14 protein-coding genes and 1 rRNA gene are annotated in these 15,258 nt (G+C 69.2%); 7 read left to right on the top strand and 8 right to left on the bottom strand.

Features of this window, described 5'->3' with window-relative positions:
- Positions 1-4 precede the first annotated feature (4 nt).
- Both ACFXK0_RS14840 and ACFXK0_RS14835 read left to right on the top strand, forming a co-directional pair.
- Positions 5-1,150 carry an acyl-CoA dehydrogenase family protein gene (locus tag ACFXK0_RS14840; RefSeq protein ID WP_379410729.1) on the top strand — a complete coding sequence of 382 codons (1,146 nt, stop codon included), beginning with the start codon at positions 5-7 and terminating at the stop codon, positions 1,148-1,150.
- 140 nt (positions 1,151-1,290) lie between these two features.
- A complete protein-coding gene (locus tag ACFXK0_RS14835) occupies positions 1,291-1,815 on the top strand; it encodes a DUF4254 domain-containing protein (RefSeq protein WP_379410727.1) in 525 nt (174 codons plus the stop codon).
- Positions 1,816-1,957: 142 nt separating this feature from the next.
- Here the strand turns inward: ACFXK0_RS14835 and ACFXK0_RS14830 are convergent, their stop codons facing one another.
- Both ACFXK0_RS14830 and ACFXK0_RS14825 read right to left on the bottom strand, forming a co-directional pair.
- Positions 1,958-2,482, bottom strand: coding sequence for an Rv3235 family protein (locus ACFXK0_RS14830; protein WP_379410726.1), 525 nt, complete (start codon positions 2,480-2,482; stop codon positions 1,958-1,960).
- Positions 2,483-2,595: 113 nt separating this feature from the next.
- On the bottom strand, positions 2,596-3,438 hold the full coding sequence (locus ACFXK0_RS14825; RefSeq protein ID WP_379410725.1) for a DUF72 domain-containing protein: 843 nt from the start codon (positions 3,436-3,438) through the stop codon (positions 2,596-2,598).
- A gap of 104 nt (positions 3,439-3,542) precedes the next feature.
- Here ACFXK0_RS14825 and ACFXK0_RS14820 point away from each other — a divergent pair, with 104 nt between their 5' ends.
- The 4 genes from ACFXK0_RS14820 to ACFXK0_RS14805 all read left to right on the top strand — a co-directional run bounded on the left by ACFXK0_RS14820 (position 3,543) and on the right by ACFXK0_RS14805 (position 7,546).
- Positions 3,543-4,766, top strand: a complete 1,224-nt coding sequence (locus ACFXK0_RS14820) for an MFS transporter (protein ID WP_379410723.1) — start codon at positions 3,543-3,545, stop codon at positions 4,764-4,766.
- Positions 4,767-4,791: 25 nt separating this feature from the next.
- Entirely contained in the window at positions 4,792-4,986 is a 195-nt protein-coding gene (locus ACFXK0_RS14815) for a hypothetical protein (protein ID WP_379410722.1), read from the top strand.
- A 71-nt stretch (positions 4,987-5,057) separates the two neighbouring features.
- Positions 5,058-6,263, top strand: coding sequence for an Ig-like domain-containing protein (locus ACFXK0_RS14810; RefSeq protein ID WP_379410721.1), 1,206 nt, complete (start codon positions 5,058-5,060; stop codon positions 6,261-6,263).
- Entirely contained in the window at positions 6,260-7,546 is a 1,287-nt protein-coding gene (locus tag ACFXK0_RS14805; protein WP_379410719.1) for an LCP family protein, read from the top strand. The genes ACFXK0_RS14810 and ACFXK0_RS14805 overlap by 4 nt, the downstream gene beginning before the upstream one ends.
- A gap of 36 nt (positions 7,547-7,582) precedes the next feature.
- Here ACFXK0_RS14805 and fadD32 read toward each other — a convergent pair whose 3' ends face one another.
- On the bottom strand, positions 7,583-9,454 hold the full coding sequence (fadD32, locus tag ACFXK0_RS14800) for a long-chain-fatty-acid--AMP ligase FadD32 (protein WP_379410963.1): 1,872 nt from the start codon (positions 9,452-9,454) through the stop codon (positions 7,583-7,585).
- A 27-nt stretch (positions 9,455-9,481) separates the two neighbouring features.
- Positions 9,482-10,735: a KasA/KasB family beta-ketoacyl-ACP synthase gene (locus ACFXK0_RS14795; RefSeq protein WP_379410718.1), complete on the bottom strand. Its 1,254-nt coding sequence runs from the start codon at positions 10,733-10,735 to the stop codon at positions 9,482-9,484.
- Between the two features lie 198 nt (positions 10,736-10,933).
- Here ACFXK0_RS14795 and ACFXK0_RS14790 point away from each other — a divergent pair, with 198 nt between their 5' ends.
- Positions 10,934-11,926, top strand: coding sequence for an acyl-ACP desaturase (locus tag ACFXK0_RS14790; RefSeq protein ID WP_379410716.1), 993 nt, complete (start codon positions 10,934-10,936; stop codon positions 11,924-11,926).
- Positions 11,927-11,930: 4 nt separating this feature from the next.
- Here ACFXK0_RS14790 and ACFXK0_RS14785 read toward each other — a convergent pair whose 3' ends face one another.
- The 4 genes from ACFXK0_RS14785 to rrf all read right to left on the bottom strand — a co-directional run bounded on the left by ACFXK0_RS14785 (position 11,931) and on the right by rrf (position 15,078).
- Entirely contained in the window at positions 11,931-13,211 is a 1,281-nt protein-coding gene (locus tag ACFXK0_RS14785; protein WP_379410715.1) for a diguanylate cyclase domain-containing protein, read from the bottom strand.
- Positions 13,212-13,249: 38 nt separating this feature from the next.
- Positions 13,250-14,059: an SAM-dependent methyltransferase gene (locus tag ACFXK0_RS14780; protein WP_379410714.1), complete on the bottom strand. Its 810-nt coding sequence runs from the start codon at positions 14,057-14,059 to the stop codon at positions 13,250-13,252.
- 93 nt (positions 14,060-14,152) lie between these two features.
- Positions 14,153-14,815, bottom strand: coding sequence for a YdcF family protein (locus ACFXK0_RS14775; RefSeq protein ID WP_379410713.1), 663 nt, complete (start codon positions 14,813-14,815; stop codon positions 14,153-14,155).
- A gap of 146 nt (positions 14,816-14,961) precedes the next feature.
- Positions 14,962-15,078, bottom strand: a 5S ribosomal RNA gene (gene rrf / locus ACFXK0_RS14770).
- Between the last annotated feature and the right edge of the window lie 180 nt (positions 15,079-15,258).

The following is a 15,258-nucleotide window of genomic DNA, read 5'->3' as shown; positions in this document are numbered from 1 at the left end:
CTCGATGGCCGCCAATCGGTCCAGCTGGATGAACGAGGACCTGGACGCCCTGCGCGACCTCGCCCGCGCCTTCCTGGCCAAGGAACTCGCGCCGAACATCGACAAGTACCGCGAGCAGCACCACGTGGACCGCGACCTGTGGAACAAGGCCGGTGAAGTGGGCCTGCTGTGCCTGTCGATCCCGGAGGAGTACGGCGGCGGTGGCGGCACCTTCGCCCACGAGGCTGTGCTCATGGAGGAGCAGGCCCGCGTGGTCGACACCTCGTGGGGCGTCAGCCTGCACAACGGCATCGTGGCGCACTACCTGCTCGCCTACGGCACCGAGGAGCAGAAGCAGCAGTGGCTGCCCAAGATGGCCAGCGGTGAGGTCGTCGGCGCCATCGCGATGACCGAGCCCGGCACCGGCTCGGACCTGCAGGCGGTCAAGGCCAAGGCGATCCGCGACGGTGACGAGTACGTCATCAACGGCTCCAAGACCTTCATCACCAACGGCGCCCAGGCCGACCTGATCATCCTGGTCGCCAAGACCGACCCCAGCCAGGGCGCCGCCGGTGTCTCGCTGGTGCTGGTCGAGGCCGATCGCGCCGGTTTCCGCCGCGGCCGCGTGCTCGACAAGATCGGCCAGAAGGGCCAGGACACCTCCGAGCTGTTCTTCGAGGACGTGCGCGTCCCGGTGACCAACCTGCTCGGCACCCAGGAGGGCCAGGGCTTCGTCCAGCTCATGCAGCAGCTGCCGCAGGAGCGCCTGATCGTCGCGCACGGCGCGGTCGCGGGCATGGAGGTCGCCCTCGAGCACACCCTGCGCTACACCAAGGAGCGCGAGGCGTTCGGCCGCACCGTGTTCAGCTTCCAGAACACCAAGTTCAAGCTGGCCGAGGTCGCCACCGAGGCGCGCATCGCGCGCGTGTTCATCGACGACTGCATCGAGAAGCACCTGCGCGGCGAACTCGACATCCCGACCGTCGCCATGGCGAAGTGGTGGACCACCGACAAGGCGATGCAGATCGCCGACACCTGCCTGCAGCTGTTCGGCGGCTACGGCTACATGAACGAGTACCCGATCGCGCGCATGTGGGTCGACAACCGCGTCCAGCTGATCTACGCGGGCACCAACGAGATCATGAAGGAGATCATCTCCCGCAGCCTGTAAAAGGCCTCCGGCACCGGATGATCCCGACCGGCCGCGAACAGCACCGCTGTTCGCGGCCGGTTTTCGTGTGCCCGGCGCCGACCTATCCGGAATCCGCGCCGAGACGAATGCCCTTCGACACGTGGGCGAACAGAGAGCGGGTGCGGCGAGCAGTGGAGACCGACGGCGCGTCGAACCGGCCCCGCCGGGCCCTACCCGCCCGCGCGCAGATGATGCAGGCGGTCTGCGGCGTCTGCGGTGACGGCGATCCCCTGCTGCACGCCGCCCACGAACTCGCCGCGCTGCACGAACGCCGCGAACAGCTCGTGCCCGGCGACACCAGCGAGATCGACGGTGCGCGTGCACGTCTGGTGTGCGAGATCGACCGCTGGGTGGTGCTGCGCTCGCCGCGGCCCGCGCTGACGGCCCCGATGCACACCGAGAGCATCGGCGCGGTCGTCGACCGGATGGCGCACTTCGCCGCCCTCACCTACCGGGCGCTGGCCTGCGGCGCCGAGCCCGAACTGCGCGCCGCCCAGCTGCGGCTGCACGAACTCGCCTGTGGCTACGACGATCTCATCGTCGAGGTGGCCAAGGGCGCGCGCAGGCTCCCCGACGGTCCCGACGGCGACACGCCGGAAAGCGGTGGCGCGCAACCAAGCCGGAACCGGCCGCGCACCGAATAACTGGTGGCACGCTGCCCGAGACCGGCCACGGCAACGGCGTGCCACCGCACCACCGCCGCGCTGGGGTAACACCCCATCCTCCCCCAGGTCCGGCGCGGCACCGGTCCCCACCGTTCGGGCAGGTGGGGACCGGTCTCCGGCCTCAGTACAGCCGCACCGCGACCAGACGCCAACTCCGCGTACCGGATTCGATCCTGCCCGCCAAGGCGAACGTGCGCGGACCGCGCTGGTAGGAGGCGAACACCTCCGCACCGGTCGCCGACCTCGAGGTCAGCCGCACCTTGGTCACTGTGGCCACCCCGAGCGCGCGCCCCGGCGCGAGATCCTGGCCGATCATCGTCTGCACCGCCGACAGCACCCGCTCATCGACCACCGAGCTCAGCTGGACCGCGGTGCGCCGCCGGTCGACGACCTCGAGCAGCAACCGCACCACCTGATCGGCGAATTGCTCTGCCCCCGTGGCGAACTCGATTTCCGGCGGCCGCGCCTGCCGACAAGCCTTGCGCACAGCCAGGCTGATACCGCGCGGCGCCGAGGCCCGCATGGAACCGGTAACCCGCTGTGCCGGACAGACATTCGCCGCGGCCACCCGCGCGGCAGCGACCTGATTCTCCAGCCGCGGTTCGCAGTGCGGCGCAGAGAACAACGACAGTGGATCCGTAGACATGGCTCGTCCCCTCGAGTCGGCCCCACCCACTCCCCAGTAGTGGCGCACAGCATGCCACGGGGGTCCGACAGATGTCCGCGAATCGACGCAGGTCACCTCACGATGTCCGCGCCTCAGAACAGGGTCATCGGCTCGGTTGGCGCCGGCGTCGGCTGCGCGGGCAGCTCCCCCACCACCGCCGCGACCTCGTCGTGGAACCGGCGGGCGAGATCGCGGGCCGACGCGTTGTCGGGCGTGTGCACGAACACCGTCGGCGAACGCCCCTCCCGCAGCCATTCCGCGACCGTCTCCACCCACGGCGCCCACCCCGCCACCGTGCGGTCGGCATCGGCGCGACCGTGATACCGCACGATCGGATACTCGGTGAGCGCCCGCGTCCGCCGCGGCACCCGCGGCTTCTTCGCGCGCGCTTCGTACTCCGATGGATCGCCGGGCGGCCCGTCGAAGAGCACCGTCGTGTCGAAGGGCACCCATTCCGCGCCGATCCGGCCGAGCACCCGCTCGAGCTGCGTCGCGGCCCGCTCGTCGGTGAAGAACGCCGGATGCCGCACCTCCACCGCGCAACGCAGACCGGCAGGCAGTTCCCGCTGGAACCGGGCCAGCGCGCCCAGCTCGGTCGGCCCGAACGAGGCGGGCAGCTGAATCCACAGCGCGTGCACCCGCGACCCGAGCGGCGCCATCACCGCCAGGAAGGCCGACAGGTCGGCGCCCACGTCGACAAGGCGGCGCTCGTGGGTGATCGCGCGCGGCGGCTTGAGGACGAAGCGGAAATCCGGCGCGGTCTGGCGGGCCCAGGACTCGACGGTCGCGGCCGACGGCGTCGCGTAGAACGTGGTGTTGCCCTCGACCGCGCCGCAGTACCCGGCGTAGGCGCGCAGTCGCTCCCCCGGTGCGGGCAGCCGCTGCTGCCATTGCGGATGCGTCCACATGGCACAACCCATCCGCAGCTCACGCACAGGCCGACGGTAGTACAGCGATCGGCCGCGCCTAAAATGAGACCGGTTGCCACCATTTCGCCCCGTCCGCGTTCCCCGGTGCGCGCACGACGAAAGGGCCCGAGATGGCGATCCTCACCAGCGAGCGGCCCCAGGCTGCCTCGGGTACCCGCGCACGGTCCTGGCTGGCCGTTTCCGCCGCCATGGTCGCGATCGCGTGGGGCGGCAACGAGTTCACGCCGCTGCTGGTGATGTACAAGGCCAACGGGTTGCCGCTGACCGCGGTCGACCTGCTGCTGTTCTACTACGTCCTGGGCATCGTGCCCGCCATGCTGATCGGCGGCCCGCTCTCGGACCGGTTCGGGCGCCGCCCGCTCATGCTGCCCGCCCCGCTGATCGCCGCGCTCGGATCACTGCTGCTCGCGGTGGGCGCGGACTCGGTACCGATGCTGGCGGCGGGCCGGATGCTGTGCGGCGCCGCGCTCGGCCTGGCGATGGCGGTCGGCGGCAGCTGGCTCAAGGAACTCTCCCAACCGCCCTACGCCGCCGCGGCCACCGGCGCGGGCGCGCGCCGCTCGGCGATGAGCCTGACCGCCGGTTTCGCGCTCGGCGCCGGGGTGGCGGGCACGCTCGCGCAGTGGGGCCCGCTGCCCGAATCCACCGCCTACCTGGTCAATGCGGCGTTGTGCGTGGCGACCTCGCTCTGGCTGGCCCGCGCACCAGAGACCGTCACTCGCCCGGCACAACCCGGCAAACTCCGTGACGACCTCAAGATCCCCGCCGCCGGACACCGCCGCTTCCTGCGGGTCGCTGTGCCGGTCGCGCTGTGGCTGTTCACCGCCAACGCCACCGCCTACGCGGTGCTGCCGACCCTCATGCTGCCCCGCGTCCAGCAGGCGCCCATCGCCTTCTCGGCGCTGGTCACCATGGTCACGCTGGGCTGCGGCTTCACCATCCAGTCGGTGGCCCGCCGCATCGATCGCCCCGGCACCGCCCGCGCCGCGGTGGTCGCGCTGATCCTGCTCACCGCCGGGATGGGACTGGCCGCCTGGACCGCGGCCGGCCTGAACATCTGGGTGACCCTGCTGACCGCGGTGGTCCTGGGCAGCGGCTACGGCATCGGCCTGGTCGCGGGCCTGCAGCAGATCGAGCGCATCGCGGGCCCCGGCGATCTGGCCGGACTCAACGCGGTGTTCTATTCGGTGAGCTACCTCGGCTTCGGTGTGCCCGCCGTGCTGTCGGCGCTGCACAGCGGTTTCGGCTTCGGCTATCCGGCCATGTTCGTGATCACCGCGCTGATCGCGGCCTGCTGCCTCGCCCTGGTCGCGGCGAACTACCGCGAACGCTGACCCCCGGCGTGCGACCATGCAGAGCATGGACGTGGACCGGGTCGAAACACTGCGCCGCTGGGCCGATTCCGGCGCGATCTGGCGGGTACTGACCCGCCGCGCCGACACGGTGACCATCGGCCTGTTCGAATGCACCGGCGGCCAGGAAGTCGACCGCTTCACCTCCGCCGACCCCGCCCTGCTGCGATTCCTCGGCGAACGCACCAGCAGCGAAGACTGAGGCGCGGGCGTCGAGCGGGCTACGCTGGTCAGGGTTGCACAGCGGAGAACGGGGCGAACGCAGGAGGCCGGATGGACCGACGACAATTCGGGGCCGGGCTCGCCGCCGGGCTCGTACTGTTCGTCGCGGCCTGCGATGATTCCCCGACCACACCCGGCACCGAGCCGTCCGCGCCCGAGCCGGCGATCTCCATCGCCCCCGCCGCCGGCGCCACCGAGGTCGACCCGCTCGGTCCGGTCAAGGTCAGCACGAACGCGGGCACCCTGGCCTCGGTCACCATGACCAACGAGCTGGGCCGCACCGTCGAGGGCATCTTCACCCCCGACCAGAGTGCCTGGAAACCCGCCGAACCGCTCGGCTACGGCCACACCTACACGATCGAGGCCGAGGCGCTCACCGTCACCGGCCGGGTCGGCCCGGTCACCTCCTCGTTCACCACGCTGGCCCCGAACAACCAGACGAAGGTGTACTTCCGCACCACCGGCGGAACCGCGCTGTCGCCGGCCGGCGAATACGGGGTCGGCACCGTGGTCGTCGCGCATTTCGACGAGGACGTTCCCGACCGGGCGATCGCCGAGCGAACCCTCACGGTCACCACCGAACCACCGGTCACCGGATCCTGGTACTGGCTCGACGACCGCAACGCGCACTGGCGCCCACAGAACTACTTCACCCCGGGCACGAAGGTCACCCTCGCCGCCGACATCTACGGCAAGGACCTCGGCGGCGGGCTCTTCGGCCAGGAGGACACCCACACCAGCTTCACCATCGGCCCCTCGCACGTCTCGATCGTCGACGACAACGACAAGCAGGTGCGCGTCTACGACAACGGCACGCTCGTCCGGACCATGCCCACCTCCATGGGCATGGGCGGCAGCGAGGTGATCGCGGGCACGACCATCACCTTCTGGACCCAGCCCGGCATCTACACAGTCATGGACAAAGCCAATCCGGTGATCATGGATTCCTCCACCTACGGTCTGCCGGTCAACTCCCGCCTCGGCTACAAGGAGAGCATCGGCTGGGCCACCCGGATCAGCACCGACGGCATCTACCTGCACCAGCTCGACGACACCGTCTGGGCGCAGGGCAATACCAATGTCTCGCACGGCTGCCTGAATCTCAGCGGCGAGAACGCGCAGTGGTTCTACAACTTCTCCCGGCCCGGTGACGTGGTGGAGATCCGCAATACCGGCGGCGCACCGCTCGAGGTGTGGCAGAACGGCGACTGGGGAGTCCCGTGGAAGCAGTGGCAGGCGGGTAGTGCGCTGCGGTGACCCGCGACCACGGCTCGCCACTGACCCGCCGGGAACCCGCCCGCTGCGGACCACGCCGCGTCGGCAGGCCGGTCGCCGCCGCATCCCGCGCGCCCCGTCTCGGCCGGTTGCGTCGCGCCTGCCTGATTCTGGTGCGCCTGTGCGCGGCCGTCGTCGCGCTGGCCGTACTGGCCGGGACCGGGATGGCGTGGTCGGCCAAGAACGAGGTGGAGTCCGGTTTCACCCATTCCACCGCGATCGGCCAGGACGCCCCGCGCTCCCGTGGCGGCGCCGTCAATATCCTGCTGATCGGCCTGGACACCCGCAAAGACCTCGACGGTAACGACCTGCCGCCCGAGGTCCTCGCCGCACTGCACGCCGGTGACGGCACCGAAGGCGGCTACAACGCCAATTCACTGATCCTGCTGCACATTCCGGCCGACCTGAGCCGGATCGTCGCCTTCTCCATCCCCCGCGACGACTACGTGCGCGTCACCGGCATCCCCGGCTACCAGCAGATCAAGATCAAAGAGGCGTACGGCCTGAAAAAGGCGGCGGTACAGGCGGCATTGATCGAGCAGGGCGAGACCGATCCGGTCGCGCTGGAACGCCGCGGACGGGAGGCGGGTCGCGCGTCCGTCGTCGCCACGGTGCGTGATCTGGTCGGCGTACCGATCGATCGCTTCGCCGAGATCTCGCTGGCCGGGTTCTACGATCTGGCGACCGCGATCGGCGGCGTCGAGGTGTGCCTCAACAACGCCGTCGACGACGGCGCCTACTCCGGCGCCGTCTTCCCCGCCGGACCACAGCATCTCGACGGCGCCCAAGCGCTCGCGTTCGTGCGCCAGCGACACGGCCTGCAGCACGGCGACCTCGACCGCACCCATCGCCAGCAGGCGTTCCTGACCTCGGTCGCGACCGCGCTGAGCGAGGCGGGCACCCTCACCGACCTGAGCAAGCTGACAGCGCTGATGGACGCGGCGCACCGCGACATCGTGCTCTCCGAGGGCTGGAATCTGTTCGACTTCGCCCGCGACCTCGGCGCCGCCGGATCGCTGCCGATCGAATTCCGCACCCTGCCCGTGCTGCGCTACGACGTGATCGACGGCCAGGACGTGAACATCGTCGACCCGGCCGCGATCAAACGCGAAGTCCGCGCCGCCTTCGGACTGCACCCGCTGCCCGGACCGGCAGGCGACGAGATGACCGGCGACACCGGGCAACCCGGCGCGACGCTCCCACTGCCCGATGCGGGCGCGCCGGTCACCTCCGTGATTGGCGACGGCGTCGTCTGCGTCGACTGAGTCCGGCCACCGGAACAGCCGGTGGCCGAACCACTCTCAGTCCGCGGGCGCGTCCGGATAGGCGTCCTGGCGATACCCCCCACGCAGCGTGCCGTCCACATAGGCCGCCTTACACGCCCGCCGCGCGATCTTGCCGCTCGAGGTCCGCGGAATCGATCCCGCCGGCACCAGCAGCAGGTCCCGCACCGTCACGCCGTGCCTGCGCGCGATCGCCGCCCGCACGGTGTCCACGATCGGCCCCGGCTCGAGTTTGGCCGCTCCCGTGCCGCGTTCGGCGACCACGACCAGCGCCTCGGCCATCTCGTCGGTCCCGCCCGCCACCTGCGCGGGCAGCTCCCCGGCCCGCACCGAGAACGCCGCGATGAAACCGGGACGCAGCGCGGAACTGGCCTCCTGCGCGGAGTACTCGAGGTCCTGCGGGTAGTGATTGCGCCCGTCGACGATCACCAGGTCCTTGACCCGGCCGGTGATGAACAGTTCGCCGTCGTGGTAGGCGCCGAAATCGCCGGTACGCATCCAGCGCGCGTCGTCGGGAGCGCCCTCGGCCCGGCTGCCGGACGGATTGCGCCTGCTCACCCGGTTGTGGAAAGTCTGCGTGGTCTCCTCGGCGCGGCCCCAGTAGCCGATGCCCATATTGTCGCCGTGCAGCCAGATCTCGCCGACCTCGCCGTCGCGGCGCTCGATCCCGGTCTCCGGGTCGACGATGACAGCCCACTGCGAACGGGCCACATACCCGCACGACACCTGGGCGACGGCCTGCGGCGCGTGCTCGTCGACCTCGATCATCCGGCCCTCGTTCAGCTGTCTCCGGTCGACGTAGACCACCCGCGCCTCGTCGTCGCGCCGGGTCGCCGAGACGAACAGCGTCGCCTCGGCCATGCCGTAGCACGGCTTGATCGCGGTCTTGGGCAACCCGTACGGCGCGAAGACCTCGTTGAACTTGCGCATCGAGGCCACCGACACCGGCTCGCTGCCGTTGATCAACCCGATCACATTCGACAGATCGAGGGTTTCGTCGTCCTTGGGCAGTCCACGCACCGCGGCGTGCTCGAAGGCGAAATTCGGTGCCGCCGAGTAGATCTCGGCACCATCACCGTGCGCGGCCAGCTCCTTGATCCAGCGCGAGGGCCTGCGCACGAACGCGCTCGGCGACATGATGGTGATGAACTTGCCGCCGATGGTCGGCAGGATCACCGTGAGCAGTCCCATGTCGTGGAACAGCGGCAGCCAGGTCACCCCGCGCGCGTTCTCGGTGATCCCGATGGCATCGATCATCTGCAGCAGATTGGTGCCCACGGCGCGATGGGTGATCTCCACCCCGGCCGGCACCCGGGTCGAGCCCGAGGTGTACTGCAGGTAGGCAACGCTGTCGATGGTGATCTCCGGCCTGCGCCAGGTCTTTCCGACACTGTCCGGAATCGCCTCGACCGCGATGATCCTGGGTCGTTGCTCGGCCGGCAGTTCACGGAAGAACTTGCGCACCCCCGCCGCGGCGCTGCCGACGGTGAGCACCGCGGCCGGCGCACAGTCGCCGAGGACGGCGTGCAGCCGGTCGCTGTGCCCCTGCTCCTCCGGATCGAACAGTGGCACCGCCACATTCCCCGCGTACACCGCCGCGAACAGCGCCACGACATAGTCCAGTCCCTGCGGCGCCAGCACCGCGACCCGGTCACCCGGCTCGGTCACCTGCTGCAGCCGCGCGGCCACCGCCCGCAGCCGGACCCCGAATTCACGCCAGGTCAGTTCCTGGTATTCCCCCTCCCGTTCGCGTGAATAGTCGATGAAGCGGTAGGCCAGATCGTCGCCGTTGGCCTCACTGTGCTTGTCGACGAAGTCGATCAAGGTCTGGTCACCGGGAATCCGGATATTTCCCCGCACGTCCACATAGTCGTCGAATGTCTCGCCGATCATTCCCTATCCTTTTGTGGCAGTTAGTCAGTAGCGTCCGAAGGCGATCGCCACGTTGTGCCCGCCGAATCCGAACGAGTTGTTCACCGCGTAGTCGACCCGGCCCGCCCTGGCCTGTCCGCACACCACGTCCAGATCGATCTCGGGATCCTGGTTGTCGAGATTGAGCGTGGGCGGAATGATGCTGTCGCGCACACTGAGCACCGTCAGCACCGCTTCGAGCGCGCCGACCGCGCCGATCGAATGGCCCAGCGCCGATTTGGGCGCGTACACCGAGGCGTGCGCGCCGATCGCCTTGCCGATGGCATTGGCCTCGGCGGTGTCACCGATCGGCGTGGCGGTGGCGTGGGCGTTGATGTGGGTGACATCGGCCTTGCCGATCCCCCCGGTCTGCAACGCGCGCGTCATCGCCCGCGCGGCGCCGGTGCCCTCGGGATCCGGTGCGACGAGATGGAATCCGTCGGAGGTGACGCCCGCGCCGAGCAGCCGCGCGTGGATGGTGGCGCCGCGCGCCTTGGCGTGCTCCTCGGTCTCGATCACCATCATCGCGCCCGCCTCGCCGAAGACGAAGCCGTCGCGATCGCGATCGAACGGGCGCGAGGCCGCCTTGGGATCGTGGTTGCGGGTGCTCATGGCCCGCATCTGGGTGAACGCCGCGATCGGCACCGCCTGGATCGAGCCCTCGACCCCGCCGGTGACCACCATGTCGGCATCGCCCATCACGATCATCCGCCACGCGTTGGCGATCGCCTCCGACCCGGATGAGCAGGCCGACACCGGCGTGGAAACCCCTGCCCGCGCGCTCAATTCGAGACCGACGCAGGCCGCCGGGCCATTGGGCATGATCGCCTGCACGGTGTGCGGGGAGACCTTGCGGTACCCGCCGTTGCCGAGCTTGTCGCGCGCATAGATCAGTGATTCGGCGCCGCCGAGACCGGTGCCCACCGACACGCCGAGCCGATCGCGGTCCACCTCGGGGCTGCCCGCGTTGCGCCACACCTCCCGGCCGAGGACGACGGCCATCTGCTCGACATAGGACAGCCTGCGCGCCTCCTCGCGGGTCAGCGCGGCCGCGGGTGACACCTTCAGGTGGCCGCCGATCCGCACCGGGAGATCGAAATCGTCGATGAAGGAATCCTCGAGGACGTCGATCCCGCTTTCGCCGTTGAGCAGACCCTTCCAGGTCGAGTCGACGTCGCCGGCGATCGACGTGGTCGCCGCCAGGCTCGTGACCACGATGTCGGTCATAGTTTTTCGCTCACTCTCTCTAGCTAATGCCACGACTGATCGGGAACCGCTGATGGAGCTGAACTGGTGGAGCGTATATGCAGGCGGCGCGACGCGCCCAAATTCAGAAACAGTCGCTGCCGCACCGTGTCGTTCGCAGCCACGATGCGCCGGGTCTACTCTCGGCGACGACGGGCAACACTACCGGACCAGCGCAACTCCTGCTTTTCACTTGACGGAAAGGGCACGAGCGTGGCCAGGAATCTCACCCAACTGGAACTTCTCATCGAGCTGGAAGGCGTTGCCGCGCGCAACGTCGACCGTCATCTGTCGACGGCCAAGGACTGGCATCCGCACGATTACGTCCCGTGGGATCAGGGCGGCAATTTCGCGGCCATGGGTGGAACCGACTGGGAGCCAGGACAATCCGCGCTCAGCGAGGTCGCCAAGGCCGCGATGATCACCAATCTGCTCACCGAGGACAATCTCCCGTCCTATCACCGCGAGATCGCCGAGAACTTCTCCAAGGACGGCGCCTGGGGCACCTGGGTCGGCCGCTGGACCGCCGAGGAGAACCGCCACGGCATCGCGATCCGCGACTACCTGGTGGTGACCCGCGGCGTCGATCCGGTCGCCCTGGAGCAGGCGCGGATGATCCACATGACCAACGGCTATTCGGCGATGGCCGTCGTCGACGCCAAACGCCCCGGCTTCGACATCCAGGTCTCCTCCGGCGCCGGCATCCTGTTCTCGGTGGCCTACGTGACCTTCCAGGAACTGGCCACCCGGGTCAGCCACCGCAACACCGGCCGGGTCTGCGCCGACCCGATCGCGGACCGGCTGCTCGCGCGCATCGCCACCGACGAGAACCTGCACATGATCTTCTACCGCAACCTCTGCGCCGCCGCTCTCGACCTCGCCCCCGACCAGACCGTCGAGGCGATCAACACCATCGTGCAGGGATTCCAGATGCCGGGGGCGGGGATGCCGGGCTGGCGGCGCAACGGGGTGCTGATGGCCAAGCACGGCATCTACGATCTACGTCAGCATCTGGAGGAGGTCCTGCTGCCGGTGCTGCGCAAGTGGAACATCTTCGAGCGCACCGATTTCGGCCCGCGCGGAGAACAGTGCCGTGAGGATCTGGCAGCGTTCCTGGACCGGCTGCGCGAGGACGTCGGACGCTTCGAGGAGCAGCGCGACCGGTCGCTGGCCAGAGCGGCCCAGCGCGAACGTCAGCCGATCTGAGCGGTCAGCGGGCCGGATCGCGACGCGCGTCGTTCTTGTTGCGATACATCGCCGAATCGGCCGCGTGCACCAATTCGTCCACGGCATAGGGCAGTTCGTCGAAGTAGGCCACCCCGATGCTCACCCCGACCGAGAGCATGTGGCCGTCGACCTCCCGCGGCGCGGTCAGCGCCGCCAGCAGGTCGTCGGCGAGTGCGGCCAATTGCTCCTCGCCCGAACAGTTCTCGACCAGCACCAGGAACTCGTCACCGCCGATCCGCGCCGGCATCGCCGCCAGCGGCGCGACCGTGGCGCGCATCCGGTCGGCGACCACCCGCAGTACCCGGTCGCCGATCCCGTGGCCCCACAGATCGTTGATCTCCTTGAAGCCGTCCAGGTCCAGATAGCAGACGCCGATCGGCGGGGTCACCTCGGCGAGGCGGGTGAACAGGTGCGGGCGGTTGGGCAGGCCGGTGAGCGCGTCGTAGTTGGCGTCGCGCCAGAGCCGGTCGGCGAGTTGTTTGCGCTCGGTGACGTCGACCGCGACGCCGATCAGGAACTCGATCCCGTTGTCCTCGTCGCGCACCGCCGACATCGACAGGTCGATATAGGTGATCCGGCCGTCCTGATGGCGATGTTCGGTCTCGGTGCGGAAACTCTCGGATTCACCGGCGACCATCCGCTGCAGTTCCACGAACGCCTGGTTGAGATTCTGCGGCCCGAGGATGTCGGCGACGGTGCGGCCCGGCATCGTCTCGGGGGTCTGGCCGAGCATCTCGGCCAGGATGGCATTGCAGTTCACCACGTGACCGGTCATGTCGACGGTGCCGATACCCACCAGCGCGCCGTCGAACACGGCCTCGAACCGCGCTTCCGACAGTGCCCGGCGATGTTCGGCTTCCCGCGCCGCCGCGAGCACCGCGGCCAGCGTCGCCTCCTGTTCGGCCAGCGCCGTCGTGCGCAGGGCGGCGGTGAACCCCGCGGCGAAGTCGGCGGCCAGCTCGATCGCACGCTCGCGGATCTGTGGCAGGGCCGGATCGTCGGGTCCGTCGGCGGCCGCCTCCACCAGATCGCGGCACAGCACCCGCACCGAGCGGCTCACCGCCGAGGAATCCCGGTAGTTGGCGGCCACCAGCATTCTGGCCGCCCTGCGCGCGATATCGGGGTCCTCGCCGCCGTGGGCGACCTCGAGCAGGCCGGTACACAGGGTGGCGAGCAGGTCCTCGATCTGTGAGCGGTTGAGCGTGGGAGCGACGACGCCGTCGAGCGCGTCCGCCCATCGCCGCGCCAGCTCCCACGACCCCACTACTCATCCACCCTGTCCATCAGCCGCCCCTCGGCGGTTCAGCCCTTGCGCGCGACCCCACACAGGCCGAGCGAACGGCCCGGCTTCTCGTGCTGGTCACGCTCCGACTCCGGCCGCCACGACGGCAGCTCGACCACGCCGGGTTCGACCAGGTCCCAACCCTGGAACATCTCGGCGATCGCGGCCTTGGGCCGGAACCGGATGCCGACCTTGGTCTCGTTCGCCGAGTGCTCCCCCAGCTTACCGGCGTCCTCGGGCCGCAGCTCGGAGGTGAGATGTGAAATGGCTATGAAACTGCCCGGCGCGACGGCCTCGTGCAGCGCGGCCACCTTGCCTGCCGGATCGTCCACGTCCTGCACCAGATGCAGCACCGCGACCAGCAGCAGGCCGAGCGGCTGGTCGAAGTCGATCAGCCCGGTGTCGCGCACGGCGGCGATCAGCTCGCCGGACTTGCGCAGATCGGCCTCGATCGCGCCCGCGTTGGGCCGGTCCCGCAGGATGGTCCGCGAATGCACGACCGCGACCGGATCGATATCGACGTAGAGCACCCTGGCCTGCGGGTCGAGTTCCTGCACGACCTCGTGCACATTGCCCGCGGTGGGGATACCGGAACCGATGTCGAGGAACTGCCGGATGCCCGCGTCGAGCATGAACCGCACGGCCCGGCGCAGGAAAGCACGGTTGCTCAGCGCGAGCCGGGGCAGGTCGGGGACGAGCTCGGTACCCATCTCCGCGGCCATCCGGTCGACCGCGAAGTTGTGTGAGCCGCCGAGCAGCGCGTCATACATCCGCGCCGGGCTCGGCTGCTGCATGTCGACGCCTTCCGGCGCCCATGCTGGCCTGTCCATCCCTGTACCCCTGTCTCCTCGCCGGCGTCCTCGCACCCAAGTACGCCAGAGGCATCGTAGACCTCCGCACCGACATCGGCGCGCTACCGCCGGTCAGCTCCCGGTGCCGTACGGCTCGGCCCACAGTGGCGCGACATCCGGTGTCATCGTCGCCACCACCGGGACACCGGCGGCGAGGAAGTTGTCCAGTGCCCGGCGCATGTGATCGGCGGAGGTGATGAGCACGGCCTTGTGCACGCCGAGCGCCTCCATCAGCCGCGCCGAGAACTCCGCGTTCTGCACCGTCGAGCCCGCCTCGGTCTCGGCGTGGATCCGCTGCCGTGCCACCCCGCGGGCATTGAGCCAGTCCGCCATCACTTGCGCCTCGGTCACCCCGTTGCGTGGATTGCCGCCGGTGACGATCACCGGCGACGCCGGCGACATGAACGCCTGGACCAGCGCGGCGTGCAGCCGATTGCTGAGCTCGGCGCGCATGCTGCCGTCGGGCCGCAGCCCGTAGCCGAGCACCACGATCGCGGTCTCCGGCCCGTAGGTGTCGGGCAGCTCGATACCCGCGACGCCGGCAACGGAATTCGCGGCACCGAGCAGGCTGTGGGTGACGCCGTGGGACACTTCCTCGGCGATCCCCGCCAGTGGATCGGGCGCAGGCGCGGCGACCACGGGAGCCGCGGTGGCGACCGAGCCGATCAGGGCGGCGGGCAGAACGAGGGCGGCAGCGCCGCGACGAAGAAGCTGGTGAGCGAACAGCCGATCCATGATGACCTCCCGAAGCTACGTCGCATCATGGTGACCGACGCACGCCGAGCGCGTCCGCGTTTCTGAAATATTGACTGTTCTCTTCTTCTTCGCCCGGGAACGCAAAAAGGCCCTCCAGCAAAGCTGGAGGGCCTTTCGCAATGATGTTCCGGCGGTGTCCTACTCTCCCACACCCTGTCGAGTGCAGTACCATCGGCGCAGGTGGCCTTAGCTTCCGGGTTCGGAATGGGACCGGGCGTTTCCCCACCGCTATAACCGCCGTAACTCTATGAAACTGTCACACAGAGAGCCACAATCCGCACACCCCCCGAGAACGGGAGTCGAGGATTGTTGTCTCGGTGATCTGTGTGTTGTTTCAGATACCGCACAGTGGACGCGTAACACCTTCGTAGTAAGCCCTCGGCCTATTAGTACCAGTCACCTACACACATTACTGTGCTTCC

Origin of the sequence: Nocardia sp. NPDC059177 (genome assembly GCF_042755165.1) — a bacterium.
Taxonomy (GTDB): Bacteria; Actinomycetota; Actinomycetes; order Mycobacteriales; family Mycobacteriaceae; genus Nocardia.
This window is presented reverse-complemented; position numbering and strand designations above follow the sequence as displayed.